Below are 24,940 nucleotides of genomic sequence, written 5' to 3'. Positions count from 1 at the left end.
TGTACGGAATGCCGATTATCTTAATCATAGTGGGGTATTTCATATTTAAAGGGTACAAGAAGCGCAGGGGTGTGAAGACGAACGATAAGTCGGTGGCTCCTGATGGTCAGCAAGCTAATATTAAACCATAGATTAATGTTGATACCACGATATTGAGCGGGACCAGAGTATGGCCCGATTGAGAGCCGCTATATTAGCGGCTTTTTTGGATTTTATTAAATAAGAAGAAGTCGAAGAGAGGCGATAGTCAACACAACAATAGGGATCAAAAACCCAATATCACATTCAACAACATAGAATTAACCACTCTCTTGTGGATGGTTTCACTATTGTTGACTGAAATACATCTTATAAATATGTCTTTGATGTTAAGGCAAGAAAACTAGCGAATCTATTTCAAAAAAACTGGAACAGTGCTATGATATAAAAGGAAAATAAATCTAATTATTACAATAAATTTAATATATTTACAGAGAGGGATTAAAGATTGAAACTATAATCCAAATATTTTTTATTATGAGGAGGATAAACTATGAATAAGAGAAAAACGAAGAAAGTTAGTACGGTAATGATTTGTATTCTATCGTTATTTTTGGCATCTTCAACAGTCCTGGCTAATACTGCATCTTCACCGTATAGTACACCCAAAATTAAGGGACACACGTACACTTTCACATCTGAAGTATGGACTCGAAATTTCACTACAGGTACGACTGCTGAAGCCGTTGCATCAGTGAAGGCTTCAGCAAGTGTTCCAAATGGATATATGGGAGCTATGGCTAGATTGTACACATCTGGCGGAAGCTTAACAGCTTCAAGTTCCATGACATATAATACGTCGAAAACCTCTAGTTTTTTTGTCTACTCTCCAAGAATAACGACTAAAACGACGTATTATGCTCAGAACGTTGGTGAATTCTATAATGGGAATGGATACACTCGGTATACTGGATACAAATCGCCAAACTTAAAGTTATCGAACGTAAATTCATCAAATGTTTTATTTGAAAACAACACTGAAACATCGGAAACGATTCACGAATTATTGCTTCAAACTAAATATGATGTCAATTCACAGGGCGATACCTATGGCTCAGCATTATCTGAACCAATCATTGGGGTTGAACCCGATTTGATTGCTGCAATTGGCACCAATGGAATCGAGGGTTATCTAAAAGCTGAAGATCTTACACCTAAAATCACTACCATCGAAGAAGCCTTGGCACAAACACAAGTGAATGGTACTGTTCGAACGATTCATTTGTATGATGTAGAAGGAGACAATATTATTGGAGAATTTGATGTAGTTACTGATTATAAAGTAGAATAGAAATTTTTCAGAGTAAAAAAAGCCGCTAAATTTGCGGCTTTTTTGGGTTAAGCTATCCATTTCAATTAAGTTGCTTAGCCGTATTCTTTTCCAAAGTCCTCCATCTTTTCAAGGATCGGTAGTAACTTCATTCCCTTGTCTGTTAACGAATACTCAACTCGCGGAGGAACTTCCGGATATACATCACGTTGAATAACACCATCATTCTCCAACTCTTTAAGCTGCTTTGTGAGGGAGCCTTGAGACAAATCTCCAAGGAATTTTTTGATATCCGAATATCGCCGGGTTTCGTCTTTTAGGTACCATAAGATAAAATATTTCCAACGTCCAGAGAGGACATTCTGAGTAAAAGCTATGGCGTACATGTCACTTTTTCCATCTATAAACTCTTGTTCAAATCCTTCATTGCAAACTCTCATTCATATCACTCCTGATCCAAAGGTACATAAAGATGTACTATGTTCATTTAAATTGCCCTCTTTGCTAATAAAACAAATACACCTATGATGGTGTCAACACCAAAACAATTTAGTTTACCTAAAGTATGAAAGAATAATTAATGTTATCTCGATTGAATAGTTAGCAAGCTAAATAAATATATCATAGAAATGAGTGCCTGATAAGGGCTGGAGACAAACCGATCTTCGATCATACTGTAAATTTTAACAAGGGAGCTGTTTAACAATGAGTAAAAAAATTCGTACAGGTATCATAGGGGCATCCATTAATAACGGGTGGGCGAGTGGTACACATATTCCAGCTATTCAGCATTTGGATGAGTTCGAGCTTACGGCAGTTGGGACAAGTAATATGGTGAGTGCAAAGAAAAGCGCAGAAGCTTTCTATGCAGATCACGGCTTTGACAATATGGAGGAGTTGGCTCAGCATCCTGATGTGGATATGGTCGTTGTCAGTATTAACGTCAAGGAACATTATAACGCCGTTAAAGCCGTCGTGCCTGCGGGCAAACCAATCTATTGTGAATGGCCACTGGGGTCGAATACAGAGGAAGCCTTGGAAATGCAGGAATGGATAGCGTCCGCACAACTGCCAAATGCGATTGGATTACAGGCTAGACAAGCCCCGGCCGTTCAATATGTAAAAGATTTATTGGCAGAAGGTTATGTGGGTAAAGTATTATCTGCTAATTTGAAGATATCCATTGATGGCATGGGTGGCGTTGGTGACAGGTCGAGTGCATACTTGTATGACCGGAAAGTTGGAGGGAACTTGCTGACCATTGTAGGGGGCCATAATCTGGATGCCTTCACTTACATGCTTGGGGACTTTACAGAATTGTCTGCCACCACAGCTCAACAGTTTCCAGAAGTTGAATTGGTAGATATTCAGAAAGTCATCAAGAAAACAACGGATGATCAGATCATGATTACAGGGAAATTGACTAATGGGGCAGCAGCCAGCGTTCATATTCAAGGTGGAGTCAAACATCAGACAGGACTCACACTTGAAATTTTCGGAGACAATGGCACGATTGTTCTTAGCGCCCCTGCATCCATTCAATTCGGATCACATCAATTACGCGGTGCAGGATCTACGGACAACGTGCTTTGTGAACTACCCATTCCCGATGCCTATTACTCGGCTCCACATTCTCTATATAACGACTCCGGAATTGTTCTGAACATGGCTCAGGCTTATCGTAAGTTTGCCAAAGATATTCAAGAAGGTACTACCTTAGCACCTAATTTCGCGGATGCGGTGAAACTTCATCAGTTACTGGATGCCGTCGAGAAATCAGCCCAGACCGGTGAACGTCAATATCTATAACCCTCACTAAACGGAACAAAATCTGATCCATCCATATACTTAGCATGCTAAATATATTCACGCTATAGTAAGGGCACAAATATCTGTGCCTGTCCAGAACGAAGGAGAAAATCGTTATGAAAAAAAGAAGTGAAATGCAACTGGCTTTACAGATGGTTTCGGGTTATGGAGCCGAATTTAGCGCATGGAGAATGCCTGGCACGGATCCTGCAGCTTACACCAATATGGATAGTTATGTAGAACGGGCTAAATTAGCTGAACAAGGAAAGTTTCAAATGATTTTCATCGCTGACACTCCAGCATTATCCAATAATTTAGGCCCACAGACGCCTATGTTCCCTATGGACCCCATGTTGGCACTGATGGCAGTAGCAAGAGAGACACAACACATTGGGCTTGTGGCTACACTCTCTACAACATTTAACTATCCCTATAACATTGCACGTCAGTTCAAAGCACTGGATGTTATCAGTCATGGACGTGTGGGATGGAATGCGGTTACCACATCCGACCCCCTAGCGGCGGCTAATTTCGGTGCCCGGGTTGAAAATCGCCAAGAACGATATGACAAGGCACATGAAAGCATACAAATTGTTCAGGCCTTGTGGGGGAGCTGGGAACCAGACGCTTGGACGTTAGATGTAGAAGGAGGGGAATTTGCGGATATGGACAAAATCCAGTCTATTAACCTTCAGGGTCAATATTATGCATCTCGTGGTCCTTTGCCCATTCCGCCCTCTGAGCAAGGGCAGCCAGTGATTTTCCAGGCAGGGGGAGGAGGTGAAGGATTAGAATTAGCTGGGAAATATGCTTCGGGAGTGTACGCCAATCCTTATGATATTACGTCTGCCCGTGAACACAGACAAGCCATAAGGCAAAGTGCTGCCCGTTTTGGTCGAAACCCCGATGATATCAAAATGTTTGCAGGTTTTATGTTTTCTCTGGCTTCAACGGAGGAAGAAGCTCTGGATCGTCGGAAACAGCTTATGAGCTTTAATCCTCAGGAAATTCCCAGCAGGGTAAGTTACCTCGGCTCCATGGTTGGTTTACCCTTATCGGTAAACTCCGTAGATATAGATCAACCTTTAGCGGCAGACTTGTTGAGAAATGCATATGCCAACCCCATGGACCCACGTTCTCCGAGAGCCTTAAAGTTATTAAAAGAGGGACTCGCTGTAAGGGATGTTCTCGCTCACGGGGTCATCAACTATCATCCGGTTGTTGCAGGCACCCCGACACAGGTTGCTGACTTCTTGGAAGAATGGTTTTTGGCTGAAGCATGTGACGGATTCTCAGTCGTGCCCGATGTATCTTTTGATGGCGTTGCAGATTTTGTGAATCAGGTAGTACCTATCTTGCAGGAACGCGGTTTGTTCCATAAGGAATATGAAGGAAAAACACTACGCGAGAATATGGGCGTTCCTTACGAATACGGATTGCAGGAACATGGAATCAACGAATAAAGGAGAGGTTTTTAATGAATAACACAATTGAATTGCTTCATAACCATACATCGTTTCGTTCTTACACATCTCAACCCCTAACTGAGGAACAAATAGATGCAATATTTCAGGCAGCAAATCAAACTTCATCGTTCAGTCTTCTGCAGGCGGTATCCATTATACGCATCACAGATCCAGTACTTCGAAAAAAACTCAGACATCTGTGTGTCGATCAACCCTATATTGAAGAAGCGGCAGAATTCTGGATCTTCTGTGCAGATTTCAACCGGAATCATGAAATCGCTCCGGATGTGGATATTGAATATATTGAATTTCTGTTGATTGGTTCATTCGATGCCGGCCTGATGGCACAAAATGCGTTAACCGCGGCTGAATCGATGGGACTTGGCGGAGTGTTCATTGGTGGGGTCAGAGCTAATATTAGCGAACTATCTGACGCATTGGATTTACCTAAATATGTTATCCCTCTGGTGGGATTATGTATCGGTAATCCAGCTGGAGATAAGCCGGAACTGAAACCTCGGCTCCCTCAATCCATGGTATTGCTTGATAATCAATACCAACCAATGGATCAAGAGAAATTAGCAATCTATGATGAGACCATGCTGAAGTATTATGAAAATCGTCCGACGAGAGCCCCTTTCACCGTAAAAAAAGTAAAAGGATGGAGTGCCCATATCCAGGATCACCTCGAGAGAAGTATTCAACCGCAAATGATGACCTATTTGAACAAGCAAGGTTTTGCCAAAAAATAAGGACTAAACCAATCTTTCCGGTGAAACTTGGATAGGAAAAGGCCCTTAAAGACGACACAAAGGTGAATTGACACCTGTATATCTCCATGATACATTTAGTCTGCTAAATATAATTCGGATGTAGGGAGGGATCGTTCATGACAGATACAGTAGATTGTGAAATTCGACAGTCTTTAGACCGAATTTCCTCCCAAATGCGACGAAATTATAGTGAATCTCTTCGGGAACTTAATCTCTATGTAGGGCAAGATAATTTGTTGTATCGGCTGTGGTTGGGTGATGGGGTAACACAGATGCAACTAAGTGAACATATGAAATGCGAACCACCAACGGTTACAAACATGGTCAAATCACTGGAACAGAACGGATTTATATATCGTAAGCGTGATGTACAGGATGCAAGGATCATGCGTATCTTTCTAACCGATAAGGGCAAAGAATTAGAAAAACCGGTTGAGTATAAATGGAGAGAGCAACAAGAGAAACTACTTCAATCCATTTCTTCGGAAGATCGGCTGATATTGAGGCAATTCATGCAACAAATGGAGCGAAATATTTTATAACTTATGCCAAGATTCACGTAAGCTAAATAAATGAACGAAACAGAGCCGCTATTATAGCGGCTTTTTTTATTGCCAATAGCTATACTTTCTTGCCCGGAACAAGAATTTGTACTGTCCGTTTCCGAATTTACGATTATACCTCTAATGCTGGGATAAGATTGTGATAATTCAAGTTAATTTTGTTCATTTAGATGTTTAAGAGATTACAGTACACTGAAAGAACATACAAACGGAACACACTAAATATAAAAAATGTGAGGAATTATAATTCGTTGGAGGTTTTAACGTGAAGACCAAAAATATCTGGTTTAATCAACCTGCTGGAACATGGGAAGAGGCATTACCTATCGGAAATGGAACTCTTGGAGGCATGATTTTTGGGAAAACACAGATCGAGAGAATTCAGCTTAATGAAGATAGTCTGTGGTATGGTGGTCCGATGCAGCGGAATAATTCTCAAGCACTTGAATCTTTATCTCAGATCAGAAGCCTGATTTTTGACGGTAAGATTAGGGAAGCAGAAGAACTCGCAGCAGATACTCTGGTAGGTGTTCCTGACGGGCAAAGACATTATGAGCCATTAGGGGACTTCTATATCGCTATGGATCACAGTGAACATGAACCAAATGGATATCAAAGACATCTCGATCTGGAACAAGGCAAGGTAAACGTGCATTATACCGCAGATCAATCCATTTACAGCCGTGATTATTTTGCTAGCTACCCGGATCAAGTGCTCGTTGTTCATCTCAAATCAAGCGTGCCTGGAAAGTTATCTTTCTCCACTGTTTTTGGCAGGGGAGCTGTTCTGGAATCAACATCCTATTCCGATATTCTTAAGCATCCTGTTGGTTTCCAATCCTATCTGGACCGGATCGAGAAGCGTGGAACGAATAACTTGATCATTCGGGGAAGAAGTGGGGGAGAAGAAGGAATCCGATTTTGTTGTGCGATTCGCCTTATATCTGAAGGGGGGCAGGTTCATTATTCAAGCGGTCAGCTTTCTCTGAAGAATGGTGATTCAGCGACTATTCTAATCACGGCTTGCACGGATTTCCGAGTACCTAAGGAACAACTCGAAGTGGAGTGCCTCCGCAGGATTGATACTGCTTCCGCAAAACCATATAGCGAACTGCTCGCCGATCATGTCTCGGACTATCAATCCTTATTCGAAAAGATGGATATACATCTCGAAGATGAAAATAAAGATGTGATATGTTCCGAACTTCCAATCGATCAGCGCCTTGAGCGGCTTAGAGCTGGTCAGCACGATCCGGAACTGCTGAGTCTATATTTTCAATTCGGTCGCTATCTGCTTATCTCAAGCAGTCGTCCAGGTTCTTTACCGGCAAACCTTCAAGGGATATGGAATAAAGACATGCTTCCTGTATGGGACAGCAAATATACGATTAATATTAATACACAGATGAACTACTGGCCTGCAGAAAGCTGCAATCTGTCTGAATGTCACGTTCCATTGTTTGATTTTATAGATCGACTGCAAGTCCGGGGAAAGGAAACCGCTAGAACCATGTATGGTTGCAAGGGATTCGTTGCTCATCACAACTCGGATATCTGGGCAGACGCTGCTCCGCAGGATGTATGCATGACATCGACGTTTTGGACTATGGGAGGAGCATGGCTTTCATTACATCTATGGGACCACTATGAATACAATAAGGATGTTCAATTTCTCAAAAAAGTTTACTCCACGATGAAAGATGCGGCTATCTTTATTCTGGATTATCTAATAGAGGATCCTTCCGGCAATTGGGTGATATGTCCTTCGTCCTCACCGGAAAATCGCTATATATTAGATAATGGAGAGTCGGGGGCTTTATGTTTTGGTGCTTCAATGGACAATCAGATTATTAGAGAACTCTTCTCGCGTTGCATTGAAAGCACCCAAATTTTGCGAGAAGATCAGGAATTCGGAGAATTACTCCGTAGTGCTTTAACCAAAATACCGGAGACCTCCATTGGCAAACATGGCCAGATCCAAGAGTGGAGTAACGATTATGATGAATTGGAACCGGGCCACAGGCATATTTCCCATTTATTCGCTTTGCATCCTGGAACGCAAATTACGTTGCAATCAACGCCTGATCTCGCCAAGGCGGCTCGTGTAACACTCGACAGAAGACTGGAACACGGTGGTGGACACACAGGATGGAGCAGGGCGTGGATTCTCAACATGTGGGCACGATTAGAGGAGTCGGAACTTGCACACGATAACATCGTTGAACTTCTACGTTCCTCCACGTTACCCAATCTGTTTTGTGACCATCCTCCATTTCAAATTGATGGGAACTTTGGAGGTACTGCAGGTATAGCAGAGATGCTTCTTCAGAGTCATAACGAAGTAATCAGATTGTTACCTGCTTTGCCATCAGCTTGGCCAAAAGGATATATTCGTGGTATTCGGGCTCGTGGCGGATTTGAAATAGATCTGGAATGGAATAATGGTCGTCTATTCAATACCAGAATTCGCTCTATTGCAGAATCAAGAGTAACCGTATCCTATCTGGACCAAAAGATAGAATTAACCTTTCCTGGCCCCAATTCAATAATTGAACTAAGAGGATACGACTGGAATAACAAATAAGAACTTACTGATTACCTGAGCGAATGCCGGCTGACAAAACTGCCGGTATTCGCTCTTTTTTTTGGCTGAGATAAGATATAGGCAAGTGTTGGCGTGTTTTTGCTCAATGCAAATAAGATTTCGACAGCTCTATACGGCGACTAGCGACGAAGATAACAACAGCTCATTCTGGATTGGATCAAACAGGTATTCTGAGGTCTCATTCATATCAGATATATGACTTCCTTATCGTTTCGCGCAATAAATATAGCCGTTTGTGCAATGAAATTGCAGACATGAACCTATAAAATGTAACCATCCTAGCATGATGAATACCATCGGGTGGGGTTGTCAGACCTATAATCGTTATGATCAAGAATATGGCTATGGCAAAAAAGGATGGATGTCTGAACGCTTCTGTCATTCGGAAGGACTGGTCACTGAAAAATATGCGGATGGTACGCCAGCCAGCACCTGGTTTTGCCTGATGCCATGGGCCAGTGGATCGATCATTGAAGGCCTCGTTGGCGACTATTGGGATTATGCACGACATGAATGAATGTATTATGCAATAACTACAACAGTCACCATATTAGATTCATTCCGCCGAAAGGGAGAGACGCTACCGGCGGTTTATTTTCGTTGGAGGAAAGGGGACACACGGATGTTAAAAGTATTACTGGTAGATGACGAGATGTATGTACGAAAAGGGCTGTATGAACTCATAAATTGGATGGATCTTAACATGGAGATTATCGGAGAGGCAGAGAACGGTGCAGAGGCATTAAATCTGATTGAAAGCCTGCAACCAGACGTGATTATAACAGATATCCGCATGCCAATCCTGGATGGACTGGAACTGATACGTGCCGTAGAGAAAATGCCACATCTGGAACCTGTGTTCATTATCATCAGTGGTTATCATGACTTCAAATATGCACAGCAAGCAATCAGGTACGGTGTTCATGACTATATCCTGAAGCCTATTGATGATGAAGAACTGACGGCGACGTTGCAGAAGTCAGCTAATCTGATTTGCAATAAAAGAAAACATATTCTTTTAGCTGAGGGACAGGCCAGTAACATCATGCTGGAGGATGTGATCAAAGGCCATGTACAGAAGGAGGATGAACATCGATATGCCGAGATGCTTGGGATCAATCGTAACTCCAGTCTGCTCATGACTTTGATTGAACTTCAGACCGGATTAGATGCAATTAAAATTACGATTGAACAGCTACGTGAAGCAGTACATTCTCTGGAGAGTAATTTATGTAAAATGTTCATCAGTGAGCAACAACGCGGCACGTTTGCTTTATTACTGTTGTGGCCTGATCATCATCAAGGGGGTCCGGCGTTGCAGGATAAACTGCATAATATTCATATAACACTGAGCAAAAGGTTTAACCTGGATATCGGTCTTTACGCAGGAACACTTGTCAAAGAAATTGGTGATGTCCCACAATCCCTTATGGCGGCTGAAGAAGCAGCCAAGCATAAATATGCTGAAACTGGTGGTGTCGTACGTTATACGGAGATCAAGGACAAACGGCTGTTTGTTTTTAATGTATACCAAGACGAGGTGGATCAATTAATTCTGAGCCTGGAAGAGGGGAATAGGTCAGCTTATCACGAGATTGTAGAAGAGAAATTCAAATTGTTTCATATGAATCGATTTTCTTCTCAGGCTGTATCGGGTTCTCTTTTGCGTTATATAACGGGTATTCTCGCTGTGGTCCACGAAATGGGCGGTAATGATGAAGGGTTGCAACAACTGAAGGAGCTGGCACAACAAAGTCATGAAGGTTGGAATTTACGACTATTGAAAGATGCTTTTCTCATCGCGTTGGAGGAAGCCGAGGATTATGTCTCTCATCTGCGGATGGAGCGATCCAAAGGTGATATCAGCAAGATCAAACGATATATTGATGCAAATTATACCGAGAACATCAATCTCAAAAGCATTGCTGCGCTCTTCTACATGAACCCCGTTTATCTTGGGCGATTATTCCGCAAAAGTTACAATCAATACTTTAATGACTATCTGCTCAACCTGCGGATTCATGAAGCGAAGAAGTTATTGCGCCAGACGGATCTGAGAATGTACGAGGTTGCTGCACGTGTAGGATTTCAGAATGCGGATTATTTTGTAACTCAGTTTGAGAAATTGGTTAAGTTATCACCTACAGAGTATCGCAATCTCCTTATGGGAAATGAGCAGCGAGGTGCACAATGCCAAGATGGAACCTGAATTACATGAAGCTTCGAGATAAGCTACTGCTTATGTATGTCTTATCTGTGTTTATTCCCATCGTTGTTACCAATGTGGTGTTCTACAATGTCACATCTGCCAATATTCGCAGTCAGAAAACTCGTGATGCCGGCATGGCACTGAACAATCTGAAGAATGACCTGCGGGTAACCATTGATCAGGGCGTCGGCCTCTCTTATTCGTTATATACTGACCCTGTATTCAATGACACCATCTCCCGTTCATTTCAAAGTCATTTTGAGTACATTGACGCTTATAATTCCTATCTAAAAGGGCAATTCTCCGGTCAAATGAATCAGGGAATTCGCTGGTATCAAGTGTATACCGATAATTCTACCATTTTATCTTCCGGTTATATTGATCGTTTAACTGACGATGTCCGCAACTCGGACTGGTACGTTCAATTTCAGGCATACTCCGCCCCTTATCCGGCATTGATCTCATCGGATCAGATGTTAAGTCTGGTTCAAAGGCTCGACAATCTGGACACTGGGGGGAGAGAGCAGTTACTTAAAATTGACCTGAATATGGATATGATCAAGCAGTATTTTCACAACAGCGGATTTGATGGAAAAGTGTATCTTCTTGATCCGGGGGGACACATCCAATTTTCAAATGATCCTACAGCAGAAGAAGCTCAGATAGGGAAACGTTACAGCGAGATCCAGTTTCCAAACAAAATGATTCCCTTTGAGATTACGTATACAGGTATTAACTATCTGGAAGGGTGGTCCCTGCATGGAGTGATGGATGAAGAAATTGTGTTGAAGGAGGTGCGGAAGTCCCGTTCCTTCGTCGTATGGCTGGCTTGCATTAATTTTGTCCTGCCTTCTATTATCATCGCGGCGATGTCCAGATCCATCCATGTCAGGCTGGTGCGTATTCTAAAACATATGAAAAAAGTAAAAACACAGAATTTCCAGACGATTCCGCCTGAAGATGCAAGAGATGAAATAGGTCAACTCACGATGGAATTTAATCGAATGACCGAGACGATCCATAACCTGATTCATGAGGTATATCTCGCCGACATCCAAAAGAAAGACCTGGAGTTGAAGCAGCAGGAAGCACAACTTCATGCGCTCCATAGTCAGATCAACCCACATTTTTTGTTTAATACGCTGGAGTCGGTACGTATGCGGAGCCTCATCAAAGGTGAGAAAGAGACTGCCAAAATCGTGCATAACATGGCCAAGATGTTTCGCAAGTCGATTAGTTGGAATCAGAATGATGTGACAGTGAAGGAAGAATTGGAACTCATCGAGAGTTTTTTGCAAATTCAGAAATACCGCTTTGGAGAAAAACTCCAATATACCATTGAGGCAGATCCTGCGGTACTGATGTACCGAATCCCCAAGATGGTTATCCTTCCCTTTGTTGAGAATGCAAGTATTCATGGAATTGAGTCATCTCCGGGTGTAGGCATCATTCAACTCTTTGTTTCAATGGAAAATGAACAGCTCCATATCAGACTAACGGATAACGGTATAGGGATGTCACAAGCAAAATTAGAAGAGTTGTTAAGTTACCTGGATCAAAACACCGATATGGGAGAGCATGTTGGCATGAAAAATGCGTATAGTCGCTTAAAACTTTGTTATAAAAATCACTTTACATTCGACATCCAGACATGGGAAGGAGAAGGTACGCGTATCCAAATTAAGCTTCCACTTGATCCATCAGCCATGCCAGGCGACTAAATACGAGGGATATACTTTTCAAAGTAGGAGGTACACTTTCATGGGTAACTTTGAAAGCGCTATCTTGATATATTGAGAAGGCTTAAAGACACAAACAATACTTTAAGGGGGCATTTGCTACATGTTTAGAAAAAAAAACATTATAACAGGTCTGGCCATTTTACTGGCTGTAACCCTGGCAGGTTGTAATAAAGCCAGCCCGGAAGCCTCTTATCCTGACAGTAATGACAACACCCCGGTCACCTTTAAATATTTCACGTTTGGCGGTGGCAAGAAGGACATTCTGGCAAGCAGCACGACCATTGGCAAGAAGCTACAGGAACAAACAGGCGTTGACTGGAAGATGGAATATCTGGTCGGTGACGGTGCAACCAAGGCAGGTGTAATGATTGCGAGTGGGGATTACCCCGACATCATCGACTCCAGTGGTGAAATGGCCAAATTGATGGATGCAGGATCTTTTATCCCGCTGGATGAACTGATCGATCAATATGGGCCTAACATCAAGCGGGTATACGGGTCTTATATGGACAAATTCAGACAGGAGGATGGAAAGATATACTTCTTGCCATACACTGCCAACATCGGTTATGTGTCAGAGCCTAATTTTCAGACCGGCTTTTATATTCAGCGTGCTGTGTTAAAAGAGTTTAACTATCCCAAGATCAAAACGCTGGACGAATATTTTGACTTGATTGAGCAATACAAGCAAAAGCATCCGCAGATCGATGGAAAAGAAACCATCGGCTTCGCCACACTTGCTGGTGAATCGGGCAGCTTTTTCACCCTGCTAAATCCGGCTATGCATCTGGCAGGTTATCCAAACGATGGCAGTGTGATGGTGGATATGCAGAGTCATGAAGCCAAACTGGTAGCCGGATCTGATTATCAGAAACAATGGATTCAGAAGCTGAGCGAGGTTAACGCACAGGGGATGTTTGATCCAGAATCCTTCACAATGAACCAGGATCAGTATCTCGCCAAGTTGACGTCCGGTCGGGTGCTGGGATATTTCAGTTACTCCTGGCAAGTTGGAGACGCAACGAACAACCTCAAGAAGGCTGGTATTGACGATAAACGATACGTATCTCTACCGATCGTATTTGATGACAGCGTCAAAGACCAGTATGTGGACCCGCCAGGTTTTGTGAACAACTACGGTGTCGGAATTACCGTAAATGCCAAAGATCCCGTGCGAATTATTAAATATTTTGATAATTTGCTCAAGGAAGAAAACCAAATTCTGGTTCAATGGGGTGTTGAGAACGAGACGTATAGTGTGAATGATGAGGGCCGCTTTTACTTTGAAAATGATGACCAACGCAAAGCACATGAAGATCCGGAATTAAGTCGTAAATTCGGCTTTGACTATTTTAATTACAGCTGGCCTCGTTACGGGAATAACTCCGTGCTGGAGGATGGCAACGCCTATGGACCGGGCAACCAACCAGAAGTGGCTACCTTTAGTTACACGGACGGTGACAAGCTGTTGTTAGAGAAATATGGTGTGGAGACATTCACAGAACTATTCAGCACACCGGATGAGCGTCCTTGGTCTCCTGCTTGGTCTATTGCACTGGAGCAGGGCTCTCCTGAACAGATTTTTATCACCAAGGCAGAAGACCTCCAGAAGAAATATTTACCCAAAATGATTATGGATTCGCCTTCCACTTTCGAGAACACATGGAATGAATATATGAGTCAATTGAATCAACTCGACAAGAAAACATACGAAGCTACGATAACACAGGCAGTTAAGGATCGTGTAGCTGGCAAATGGTGAGTGTAATCCACGAGAGAAAACACGGAACGGGGGAATATTCACATGTTAAAACCAAAATTTAGAACAGCGGGTTTAGCTGTATTACTAACAGCTTTGCTGGCTGGGTGCAGTCAGAACAGTTCGTCATCAGCGCCTTCAGCCACAGGTGATGATGAGAACAGTCCAGTCACGTTCTCGTATTACATGTTCTCTCCAGGCAAGAAGGATGTTCTGGCAAGCGAAACAACCATCGGTAAAGCGTTGCAAGAGCAGACGGGTGTGGACTGGAAGATGGAATATCTGGTAGGTGATAGTGCTACAAAAGCCGGCGTCATGATTGCCAGTGGAGACTATCCTGATGTCATTAGCTCCAGTGGTGAGATGTCCAAGTTACTGGATGCCGGGGCCTATATTCCGCTGGATGATCTGATTGAGGAATATGGTCCTAATATCAAAAGGGTGTATGGACCATATTTCGATAAAATGAAAAATGCCGAAGACGGTAAAATCTATGCCCTGCCTTATACGGCTAATCAGGGTGAGTATTCAGGTAGTCCAAATGTGGGCGGAGGAGCTTTCTGGATTCAACGATCTGTGCTCAAAGAGTTTGATTATCCCAAGATCACTACACTGGATGAATATTTTGATCTAATTCAGGATTATAAGGAAAAACATCCAACTGTCGACGGTGCAGACACAATCGGATTTGTGTCACTTGCGGGTGTGGCTAATAACTTCTTCACACTGCAAAATCCAGCGATGCATCTTGCCGGTTATCCGAACGATGGCAGTGTTATGGTGGACATGACTACCCATGAGGCAAAAGTTGTCGCCGGAACAGATGCCCAGAAAAAATGGATTCAGAAGTTAAATGAGATCAATGCTCAAGGTATGCTTGATCCGGAATCCTTTACGATGAACAAAGACCAGTATTTGGCCAAGCTGACTTCGGGTCGTGTGTTAGGATACTTCAATTATGGCTGGCAGATTGGGGATGCATCGAAAAACTTGCTCTCTGCAGGCATTGATGAGAAGCGCTACGCTCCACTTCCGATTGTGTTTGATGAAGGAATCAAGGATCAGTATGTGGATCCTCCCGGCTTTGTCAACAACTATGCAACAGGTATCTCGGTGAATGCCAAAGACCCTGTTCGTATCATCAAATATTTTGATAATTTGCTGAAGGAAGAGAATCAGGTTCTGGTGCAATGGGGAATCAAGGATGAGACGTACAGTGTGGATGAAAAGGGCCGATTCTATTATGCAAATGAAGATCAACGCAAGGCTCATGATGATCTGGAGCTCAGCCGTAAATTCGGGTTCACCTACTTTGGGACAGACTGGCCGAAATATGGCGGTGAATCTACACTAACCGATGGTAACGCTTATAGCCCTGGCAACCAGCCGGAAGTGGCCGCTGCATCTTACACCGAGGGAGATAAGAAATTCCTTGAAGCCTACGGTATCCAAACCTTTAGTGAATTGTTTAACAAACCGGAAGAGCGGCCTTGGTTCCCGGCATGGTCCATCGCATTGGAGCAAGGATCACCTGAACAGATCTTCACGACCAAATCGGATGATTTGCAACGTAAATACTTGCCGGAGATGATCTTGGGAGCGCCATCGAATTTTGATAAATTGTGGGATGCCTACATGGCTGAACTGAACAAATTGGATAAAGCTGGTTATGAAGCGACCATTACCAAAGTTGTGAAGGATCGTGTTGCAGGAAAATGGTAATACGAACACTTTAAGTGCGTGTTCAATAAGACCGGTTTTCAGTACCAAGAAGATGGGATGAAGCTAGAAATGGAGTAGCGGAGCGTAGGGAAAACTACGTGAGCAACGGACATTTCGGCTGAATTCCATATTCGATGCTGATGATGCCGCAAGGCGTCTTTCGTGTTCAAAAGCGGACTTTTTGAACAACCTCTTTAAAACAAACTGTTACATGCGCAGGAGAAGACGAAAGAGCATAAACTCCGGCTTCTCCTCGCATGAATAACAGCACAGGAAAGGAGCAGGTTCACCGTGGAGAAACCTAATGTCTCCCTTAACTCGATGCCTCCAGCCTCGAGTCCGAAGGGAACCAGAGCACACTCGTTCTTTAAGCGACTTGTGCAGCAACGAACGCTTGCCTGGATGTGTATTCCTTTTGTCATCTGGGCTTTTATCTTCAAGTACCTGCCGTTATGGGGATGGACCATGGCTTTTCAGAATTTCAAACCGGCGAGGTCCTTCTCCGATCAGCAGTGGGTAGGCTGGCATCATTTTAGTATCTTGTTTGAGGACAATACCTTCTACCGGGTGCTGCGAAACACACTCGTTATGAGTTCCATTAAACTGGTGTTGGGATTTGTTACAGCAATTACACTGGCCCTTTTGCTGAATGAGCTGAAAAATGTCATATTTAAACGTTTTGTGCAAACCGTCAGTTATCTGCCTCACTTTATCTCGTGGGTGGTTGCTTCCAGCATTGTATTAACAGTCCTGTCACCAGATGGAATTATCAATCTGCTGCTGATGAAGCTTCACCTGATTGACAGTCCGGTACTATGGATGGGGAAAGGAGAATACTTCTGGGGTATTCTGGGGGCAACTGAGGTCTGGAAAGATGTCGGTTGGAACACCATTATCTATCTGGCAGCGATTACGGCAATTGATCCGGCGCAATATGAAGCTGCCGAGATTGATGGAGCCAGTCGCTTCAAACGGATGTTATATATCACCCTGCCTGGCTTGAAACCGGTTATTGTGATCTTGTTGATCATGAACATGGGAAGTATTCTTGAATCCGGATTCGAACCACAATATCTGCTGGGTAACGGGATGAATATGGACTATTCGGAGAATCTGGACATCTTTGTACTGAAATATGGATTAGGGATGGGGAACTTTTCCTTAGGTACAGCAGCTGGCATATTCAAAACGGTGGTCAGCTTCATCTTCCTTTTCTCAGCGAACTATATAGCCAAAAAAATGGGAGAGAGCAGACTATTCTAAAAGGAGGCCTATGCCATGCGAAAAGGAAACACATCCCGCTTGCGGAATAGCAGCACCGGGGATCGAGCGTTTGACACCTTTAACATCATCTTCATGGTATGTCTGATGATTGTGACGATTTATCCCTTTGTTAATATGATTGCCGTATCCTTCAATAATGCAAACGATGCCATTCGGGGTGGAATATATCTATGGCCTCGTGTATGGACACTGGACAACTACAAATACATTTTTGGCGAATCCGATATCTATCACGCAACTCTGATCTCAGCGCTGCGTACGATCATTGGAACCGTGGTGTCCGTCTTCTGTACAGCCATGCTCGCGTATACGGTTAGTCGTCAGGAATTTGTGCTTCGCAAGTTTGTTACGATGTTTTTTGTATTCACCATGTACTTCAGCGGGGGGTTGATCCCCGGTTATCTGCTGATTCGAGACCTTGGATTGATCGGTTCCTTCTGGGTATATATCATTCCGGGTGTAATTGGTGTCTTCAATATGATTGTCATCCGTTCATTTATTGAAGGTCTTCCTGAAGGCATTCTGGAGTCAGCCCGTATTGACGGGGCAGGGGAGTTCACGACATTTATCCGCGTTGTCCTGCCGCTAACGATTCCCGCAATGGCAACCGTATCACTCTTTGTAGCTGTGGGACAATGGAATTCCTGGTTCGATGTATTCCTGTACAACTCTTCCAATAAAGAATTAAGCACATTGCAATATGAGTTGATGAAGATTCTTCAAACTTCGACAACCTCAGCGACTTCATCAGCAAGTGATGCTTATCAGTCTGCCGAGAGCAATGCAACGGCGGTCACACCAACCTCGATTCGAGCGACCATGACCATTATTGCAAGTGTTCCTATTCTGATGGTGTATCCGTTCTTACAGAAATACTTTGTCCAGGGTATGACGATTGGTGGCGTGAAGGGATAGTCATGACCTGTATAACTTCATTGAATCTGTGAAAACGCAACAAACTATACCGCATTAGCGTCTATTCATCCATAGGATAACAACAGGAGTGAAACAAATGCATGTAAAATGGATGACGATTATTGGTGCCGTTGTCGGCTCTATGCTTATAGGGGTGGGAACGGCAGCTGCGGAAGAAACGTTTGTTGATCTAAAGTATTCCAAGTGGGCAGAGGATGGCATCACGTATATGGCGAAACGGGGAACAGTAGCCGGATACGGCAATGGGATCTTCAAGCCAGAGGCACTTGTGACAAGGGCACAAGCCGTCACTTTTATGGTGCGCGAGCTTTATCCAGATCAGCTTCAAAGAGCAGTGGAAGGTACAACCTATTCGGATGTTCCAACTACACACCCCTTCCATCGAGAAATCATGATAGCTGCTAAAAATGGTCTTGCAAGTGGTTTTCCTAACGGAACTTTCCGTCCGGACGCACCACTTAGCCGCGCAGAGACTGCGGCCTTCCTTACACGGGCATATTCACTCGCTGAAGGTAAGAAGCCCGCAGCATGGACAGATACGGACAGGCATTGGGCAGCAGCACCCATTCTTATTATGAGTTCAAACGGCTTGGTCGGCGGTTATTCAGATGCCACCTTCCGTCCGAATCAAGCTGTCACGCGCGCTGAATATGCCGTATTTATGGCGAGAGTAATTCGCTTCGAACGTGAAGCGGCCATTCGGACACAAGATTGGGACAAACTGATATCCTATATGACGGTAAGCGAGCAAGTTGGTCAGATGCTTATGCCCGACATTAGGCAATGGAATGGTAAAGCGACAACGACCGTTAATGAGGGGCTGAAACGCACGATCCATGATCAGGACTTGGGCGGACTTATTCTTTTTGACAAAAATATTGTAGACGTGACGCAGCTTACAACGTTCACACATGATATACAAAGAGAAGCAGGTGACATTCCTCTATTTCTTAGCATCGACCAAGAAGGAGGCGTTATTAAACGAATACCAGGAGGTACGAACCTTCCCGGTCAGATGGCGCTTGGCGCAACTGGAGATGCAACACTAGCCGAAGCAGCTGGTCAGCTGACAGGGGAGGAGCTGAAGGCACTGGGACTGCAGATTAATTTTGGGCCAGTGCTGGACATCAACAGCAATCCAGATAACCCCATCATTGGTATACGGTCGTTTGGCTCGGATGCGGATTTGGTGACACGGCTTGGTCTGGCAACAATAAAAGGGCTACAGCAATCAGGGGTGATGGCGGCAGTTAAGCATTTTCCGGGACATGGAGATACAACGGTAGATTCCCATCTTGGTATGCCTGTGCTTGCCCATAACCGAGAACGGCTTGATGCGGTAGAATTAAAACCGTTTCGGGCTGCGATTGAAAATGGGGCAGAGATGATTATGACCGCGCATATTGCTTTCCCTTCCATAGACAACGAACATGTCACTTCGCTCAAGGACGGTGAACGTGTGCCGATTCCTGCCACCTTATCGAAAAAGGTACTGACAGGACTTCTTCGCGGAGAGCTTGGATACGAAGGTCTCATTGTGTCTGATGCCTTTACCATGAATGCAATTGCAGAACATTTTGGGGAGAATCAATCGGTAGAACGCGCCGTTTCCGCAGGTGTTGATATCATCCTTATGCCAAAAAAATCAGTAGCGGCCCATCAAACGCTGGTAAACGCGGTGAACAATGGAACGATCAAGGATGAAACCATACATGCATCTGTGAAACGAATCTTGGAGATGAAAGCGAAATATGGTTTATTTGAACGCAGTCAAACCCTCGCGCAAAAGCTAACTCAGCTTAACGGTATCATCGGATCGAAGGCGCACCGAGCAGTGGAGCAGACAATCGCAGAGCGGGCGGTCACTGTACTCAGTAGTCACGAAGGCGTGCTTCCTGATCTAATCAAGCAAGGCGACCGGGTTGTTATTGTCGCAGCTGAGCAGGAACAGGCGAAACAGCTTGAGAAGCAACTGTTGCAAGCCGCTAATAATCTGTCGTTAAAAACTGAAATATCACTTGTTGGACAAGGCAACATGAATGAAACACTTCAGGCGATTGGCAAGGCCGATTACGTCATTCTTGCTTCTTACCAATTCCGCAATGTGGCCAGCCAGTTCGGTTGGGGTGATTATCAAACCTTGATTAATGCGATGAACAAGAGTAATCAGCGATACACGCTGTTGTCTCTCGGTAACCCTTACGAAACGATCTATTTGCAAAACGTGCGCTCAGGAATTGCTGTGTATGGAAAGCAGGAGCCAAATACGTCTGCCGGGATCAAAGTATTGCTTGGTCAACTAAAAGCTGGAGGACAGTTGCCCGTACTAACGGATTAACGCTTAATTAATGAAGAAAAAAACGGATTCCAATATACGGAATCCGTTTTTTATTTCAAACTTTTGTTTTATCGATCCATATACCATGCCATCACTCGGGTATTTCTTCGCTACAAACAAAATGAAGCAGCATCTTCACAAATTGCTCCGTCATCCGCATATCCAATGAATTATCATGAGCACCACGAATAGTTACCATGCGCTGGAGCATGCCCATCATCGTTGTGAAGATAAACTGAGCCAGATCCAGCGGAGGGGACGGGTTCTTAATACTGCCGTCAACAACACCTTGGGATAAAGCGTCCATCAGGAAATGATTTTCTTTCCCGTTCTGGTTGAACTTATCATACTCTTCTCTTAATTCAGGGCTAAAATCATACATCTCATAGTTGATATCAAATAATTGAATAAACCGGATGTAGTCTGGATGATTCTCGGCATAAACAACCCATGCATTCAACATAACCGTGAGTTGTTCTCGCCCGTTCAAGTCCTTCGTTGAAGCACGGCTAACCTCATCCGTTAAATGTTCGATCAGTTGCATCTGAATGGCTAGAAGAAGCTCATCCATAGACTGAAAATGTTTATAAAAGGTCACTCTACTAAGTTCAGCTTTCGTACATACATCCTTAATCTTCACCTGGAGCAATCCATATTTCAAAAAAAGCTCCTTACCTGCTGCAATCAAATCATCACGATGTTTATTTCCCAATTGTTGATGCCAGTTTTCATTCACTTGTATACAATTGTCCTTTCTTCGAACGAAATGCGTTCAAGGTCAGTCCGAGTGAAGCGAGTAGCATAATTGCACCAAAAATATACGGGAAGTTTATGTTTTTGTCAAACAATAGTCCTGCGATCAGCGGCCCAATCACCGTGCCGAGACTGGAAAAAGTAGTATTCAGACCGGATGCATAACCTTGCCGATCTCCTGCATTTTTGGATATTAACGTGCTGACCGAAGGTCGCAAAAACGAATTGAATGCAAAGAATAACGCAGAAGCGAACAACAGAAACACAAGGTTGACCTTAATTAACATTAACAATAGAGCTATGGGTGTGACTATTAAAGATAGACGGATCAACTTAACTTCACCGATTCTCTGTACGAACCAATCCAAAAGCCAGATCTGCACAACGATACCGATAATCGCGCCCAAAGTAATAATGATGGAGATTGTTGCAGCGTCGAATCCGTATTTTTGCTCTGCAAAAAGAGCGAATACTGTCTCATAACTCATGAGACCAAAGGTCATGACAAGCAACACAATCAAGTATTTGAAATAGGGGACTTTAAAAGAACTCCAGATTTTTTTGCCCAAGTGATCTCCTTTTTGAAGACGGATGGAGACCGTTCTTTTCTCCGGGGGAAGTGTCTCAGGCAATAGCAACGTCATTAGGGCCGCAATCAGTCCCAGCCCCGCTGCGAAGAAATAGGGCATGCGAATGCCCATCTCGGCGATGAGACCGCCCAGACCAGGTCCCAGAACCATCCCCAAGTTCATAGCTGCGCCGAAATAGCCCATGCCTTTTGCACGTGTCTCTGGCGTTGTAATATCGGCGACGTATGCGAGGTTGGCAGGAACCATTAAACCAAGACTGATTCCACCGATAAACCGTGCGACATAGAGGAACGGTAATGACGTCGACAGCGCAAAGATGATATCTGAAATGACAGACAGAAACATACCTGCGATGATCAACTTTTTGCGTCCAAATCGATCAGACAGTTGTCCCCCGAGAGGTGAAAAGAAGAATTGAGCAGCACCAAAGGCTGCAACTAAAAATCCTGCTACTGTGCCTCCCGCATGAAAAAGCTTCAAATACTCCGGCAATATGGGGATGATCATCCCTTGCCCCAATAAAGCGATAAACAGATTTAACATCAGAATGAACAGTGGAAAGCGAACTGATTTTGGTAATGTACTCATGTACGTCATTAACCCCTTCATTTACAACTTGTTAACCTTTACATTGTGTAAACCATTTTAAATGATTTGAAGGAAATATGTAAATCTTTTTTTTAGTGAGTAGAGTTATAATTGAATTCATATGGAGGTGGGAACACGTGAAATTAGAGGAATTGTTTACGGTACATGTGAACATTGAGAAATCATTTGATTTACAGAATAGCGAAGATGATTCGGTTGTCATGATTACTTTTACAGGCAGCGTAACCGGAAAGTACTTTGAGGGAATTGTGCTGGGTGGAGGAGTGGATACGCAGATCATCGGGAAGAATGGTGGTCCGCATACGCTATCGGCAAGATACATGCTCCAAGGAACCGACAACGCAGGTCATTCCTGCAAAATTTATATCGAAAATAACGGAAATATTGATAAAACGCTGAAAACTGCTTTATTTCGTACTTCCCCCAAAATGATTACAGACAGCAAAGCCTTATCCTTCTTGAACCGTGAGACACTTGTTGGAGAAGGTCATCCGACGGAGTCAGGGATTGATATAAAAATATATAGAAAACCGCTGTAATGCGGGGCAAATAGCAATTATCTTTTCATTGTATGGCAGAGAAGATAGCTTTCTATAATGAAAAGTCAGAGTCGCTAAGGAGCGGCTCTTTTTGTTGTATGAGACTTTACGTCAATATTTATATGTACTCTTTTACAATTAATTAACATAGGATGGATACGGCGCAGACACTTCACACCTATAGTATGATGAGCGAAAATAAACCCATATCAGGCGGAATAAGGAGAAAACTAATCATTATGATGATCAAAAAAATCGGGATTTCAGTAGCATCACTCGCCATCTTAACGTCTGTAAGTGTATTTGACGCATATGGTGCAGGTTCAAAGCGCATGATCGAAGTTTCTGAACAATCGGCTAATGTGGTTGTGAACGGACAAAGGGTGGAAGGCGAATCATTTCTCTACAATGGGGTCACTTATGTACCTGCAAGAGCGATTGGTGAAGCCTTGGGGCAAGAGGTAGACTGGGATAACAACACCCAATCGGTGTTTGTTGGACAAAAAATGGATGATCAGCAGGGATACCGCGGTACCAAAACGCCATATCCTTTTAAGGAAACAAGTTACACAAAAGCTCCTATTGGATATGAACCCATATTTATTAACTACATAGGGAGACATGGTTCCAGACATCTATCCAGTTCCAAGTACGACAAGACGTTATTTGAACTGCTCGACATCGCTGAAAAGGACGGGCAGATCACTAATCTGGGCAAAGAGCTGAAGAAGGAAATTGGCAATCTGATGAAGGTTGAAAAAGATCATTATGGATTGTTATCCACTACGGGTGGAGAAGAACTGAAAGGAATAGGGGCCAGAGTTGGGCAGAATTTCAAAGAACTCTTTACATCGGATAAAAAAGTGATTGCACAAGCAACCTTCAAAGATCGAACGCCGCAGAGCAGAGATCAGTTTATTGACGGGTTAAAGGAAAGCTTGGGAGATAACAAGGTAGACATTCTGGCTTCAGCTTTTGAAGAAGGGAAAGACCCCTATCTACGGCCCTACGACTTGGCTACGAAGTATAACGAGTACGTAGAAGATGGAGACTGGGTTAAGTTATACGAGGATTATGTCACACAGAACACTGGAACGCGTTATGCAAAAGAGGTCCTTCTGCAATTTTTCTCTGAAGGCTTCTATCAACGGCTGAACGCTGGAGAGTTTGAACTGAAAGATGAGAAGGGAAAAGTGAAGCTCAGCAACCCAACCGAGGCTGCTTCTAATCTATATGAACTCTACATCATTTCTTCGAATATTAAAGGAGAAGGTGACTTCGAATTCGGGCGGTATTTCACGGCTAATCAGTTAAAATGGTACGAGAGCATTGACAATATCAATGATTTCTATGAAAAAGGTCCATCTTTAACCTCAACGGATCTGCCGCAAAATATCATTGCACCTCTGGTCAAAGAGTTGATCGTGTCTACCGACCAGTCCATTCAGCAGAAAGACACGGCTGGTATATTTCGTTTTGCTCACGCAGAAACCATCATTCCACTATCTTCATTCCTGGATATCGCCGGAGCTAATGTGAGTATCGACAAACCGCAGGACGTGACCCAAAACTGGAATGGCTCGGTTATCTCACCAATGGGAGCAAATATTCAATGGATTCTTTATTCCAATGGTAAGGATGTTTTCGTGAAAATGCTTAGAAATGAAGAAGAGATCGCGTTCCCGATCGTAACAAAGACCTATCCATACTATAAGTGGGAAGATGTAAAAGCATATTACCAAAACAAACTGCAGAAGGTAGGCGTAAGCTTGGACAGCAGTTTGGAAGACAACATTGAGCTTTTACAGAAGAAATTCTAATCGGTGAAACGATATGCATTTTATATGAAAATAAAGACGAAGATGAAGAAAGCAACTCCTCTCCATGGGGCTGCTTTCTTTTTTTGCATTTTGAATGAAATGGACCAATAAAAA

Annotated in this window: 19 protein-coding genes; 16 read left to right on the top strand and 3 right to left on the bottom strand. The window is 43.4% G+C overall.

Annotated elements, in window-relative coordinates; genetic code table 11:
* Nucleotides 1-532 precede the first annotated feature (532 nt).
* Nucleotides 533-1,330: a hypothetical protein gene (locus C170_RS26210; protein ID WP_036615847.1), complete on the top strand. Its 798-nt coding sequence runs from the start codon at nucleotides 533-535 to the stop codon at nucleotides 1,328-1,330.
* Between the two features lie 74 nt (nucleotides 1,331-1,404).
* Here C170_RS26210 and C170_RS26205 read toward each other — a convergent pair whose 3' ends face one another.
* A complete protein-coding gene (locus tag C170_RS26205) occupies nucleotides 1,405-1,749 on the bottom strand; it encodes a winged helix-turn-helix transcriptional regulator (protein ID WP_036615844.1) in 345 nt (114 codons plus the stop codon).
* 265 nt (nucleotides 1,750-2,014) lie between these two features.
* Here C170_RS26205 and C170_RS26200 point away from each other — a divergent pair, with 265 nt between their 5' ends.
* From C170_RS26200 to C170_RS26140, 13 genes are all read left to right on the top strand, one after another.
* Complete coding sequence (locus C170_RS26200) at nucleotides 2,015-3,118, top strand: Gfo/Idh/MocA family protein (protein WP_036615841.1); 1,104 nt, start codon at nucleotides 2,015-2,017, stop codon at nucleotides 3,116-3,118.
* A gap of 116 nt (nucleotides 3,119-3,234) precedes the next feature.
* Nucleotides 3,235-4,581, top strand: a complete 1,347-nt coding sequence (locus C170_RS26195; protein WP_036615838.1) for an NtaA/DmoA family FMN-dependent monooxygenase — start codon at nucleotides 3,235-3,237, stop codon at nucleotides 4,579-4,581.
* Nucleotides 4,582-4,595: 14 nt separating this feature from the next.
* The gene (nfsA, locus tag C170_RS26190) at nucleotides 4,596-5,336 is read left to right on the top strand and encodes an oxygen-insensitive NADPH nitroreductase (RefSeq protein ID WP_036615837.1); all 741 of its coding nucleotides are present in this window, start codon (nucleotides 4,596-4,598) and stop codon (nucleotides 5,334-5,336) included.
* Between the two features lie 137 nt (nucleotides 5,337-5,473).
* Nucleotides 5,474-5,899, top strand: a complete 426-nt coding sequence (locus C170_RS26185; protein WP_036615834.1) for a MarR family winged helix-turn-helix transcriptional regulator — start codon at nucleotides 5,474-5,476, stop codon at nucleotides 5,897-5,899.
* Between the two features lie 286 nt (nucleotides 5,900-6,185).
* Nucleotides 6,186-8,504 carry a glycoside hydrolase family 95 protein gene (locus C170_RS26180; protein WP_036615832.1) on the top strand — a complete coding sequence of 773 codons (2,319 nt, stop codon included), beginning with the start codon at nucleotides 6,186-6,188 and terminating at the stop codon, nucleotides 8,502-8,504.
* Between the two features lie 304 nt (nucleotides 8,505-8,808).
* Complete coding sequence (locus tag C170_RS26175; protein WP_036615830.1) at nucleotides 8,809-9,042, top strand: hypothetical protein; 234 nt, start codon at nucleotides 8,809-8,811, stop codon at nucleotides 9,040-9,042.
* Nucleotides 9,043-9,147: 105 nt separating this feature from the next.
* Nucleotides 9,148-10,734: a response regulator transcription factor gene (locus C170_RS26170; protein WP_036615827.1), complete on the top strand. Its 1,587-nt coding sequence runs from the start codon at nucleotides 9,148-9,150 to the stop codon at nucleotides 10,732-10,734.
* Entirely contained in the window at nucleotides 10,716-12,455 is a 1,740-nt protein-coding gene (locus tag C170_RS26165; RefSeq protein ID WP_036615824.1) for a sensor histidine kinase, read from the top strand. The genes C170_RS26170 and C170_RS26165 overlap by 19 nt, the downstream gene beginning before the upstream one ends.
* A 121-nt stretch (nucleotides 12,456-12,576) precedes the next feature.
* Nucleotides 12,577-14,238, top strand: coding sequence for an ABC transporter substrate-binding protein (locus C170_RS26160; protein WP_036615821.1), 1,662 nt, complete (start codon nucleotides 12,577-12,579; stop codon nucleotides 14,236-14,238).
* A gap of 42 nt (nucleotides 14,239-14,280) precedes the next feature.
* Entirely contained in the window at nucleotides 14,281-15,957 is a 1,677-nt protein-coding gene (locus C170_RS26155; RefSeq protein ID WP_036615819.1) for an ABC transporter substrate-binding protein, read from the top strand.
* Between the two features lie 321 nt (nucleotides 15,958-16,278).
* A complete protein-coding gene (locus C170_RS26150; protein WP_051153902.1) occupies nucleotides 16,279-17,220 on the top strand; it encodes an ABC transporter permease in 942 nt (313 codons plus the stop codon).
* A 15-nt stretch (nucleotides 17,221-17,235) separates the two neighbouring features.
* Nucleotides 17,236-18,156, top strand: a complete 921-nt coding sequence (locus C170_RS26145; RefSeq protein WP_036615816.1) for a carbohydrate ABC transporter permease — start codon at nucleotides 17,236-17,238, stop codon at nucleotides 18,154-18,156.
* A gap of 97 nt (nucleotides 18,157-18,253) precedes the next feature.
* Nucleotides 18,254-20,515 carry a glycoside hydrolase family 3 N-terminal domain-containing protein gene (locus tag C170_RS26140; RefSeq protein ID WP_051447404.1) on the top strand — a complete coding sequence of 754 codons (2,262 nt, stop codon included), beginning with the start codon at nucleotides 18,254-18,256 and terminating at the stop codon, nucleotides 20,513-20,515.
* A gap of 91 nt (nucleotides 20,516-20,606) precedes the next feature.
* Here C170_RS26140 and C170_RS26135 read toward each other — a convergent pair whose 3' ends face one another.
* Together C170_RS26135 and C170_RS26130 are read right to left on the bottom strand one after the other, a co-directional pair.
* Complete coding sequence (locus tag C170_RS26135) at nucleotides 20,607-21,251, bottom strand: TetR/AcrR family transcriptional regulator (RefSeq protein ID WP_036615814.1); 645 nt, start codon at nucleotides 21,249-21,251, stop codon at nucleotides 20,607-20,609.
* Nucleotides 21,244-22,446, bottom strand: a complete 1,203-nt coding sequence (locus C170_RS26130; RefSeq protein ID WP_036615811.1) for an MFS transporter — start codon at nucleotides 22,444-22,446, stop codon at nucleotides 21,244-21,246. The genes C170_RS26135 and C170_RS26130 overlap by 8 nt, the downstream gene beginning before the upstream one ends.
* 137 nt (nucleotides 22,447-22,583) lie before the next feature.
* Between C170_RS26130 and C170_RS26125 the strand changes: the two genes are divergently transcribed.
* Complete coding sequence (locus C170_RS26125) at nucleotides 22,584-23,006, top strand: DUF3237 domain-containing protein (RefSeq protein ID WP_036615809.1); 423 nt, start codon at nucleotides 22,584-22,586, stop codon at nucleotides 23,004-23,006.
* A gap of 239 nt (nucleotides 23,007-23,245) precedes the next feature.
* Nucleotides 23,246-24,826, top strand: a complete 1,581-nt coding sequence (locus C170_RS26120; protein ID WP_036615807.1) for a histidine-type phosphatase — start codon at nucleotides 23,246-23,248, stop codon at nucleotides 24,824-24,826.
* Nucleotides 24,827-24,940: the final 114 nt, after the last annotated feature.

Origin of the sequence: Paenibacillus sp. FSL H7-689, from assembly GCF_000517905.1 — a bacterium.
GTDB lineage: Bacteria > Bacillota > Bacilli > Paenibacillales > Paenibacillaceae > Paenibacillus > Paenibacillus amylolyticus.
This window is presented reverse-complemented; position numbering and strand designations above follow the sequence as displayed.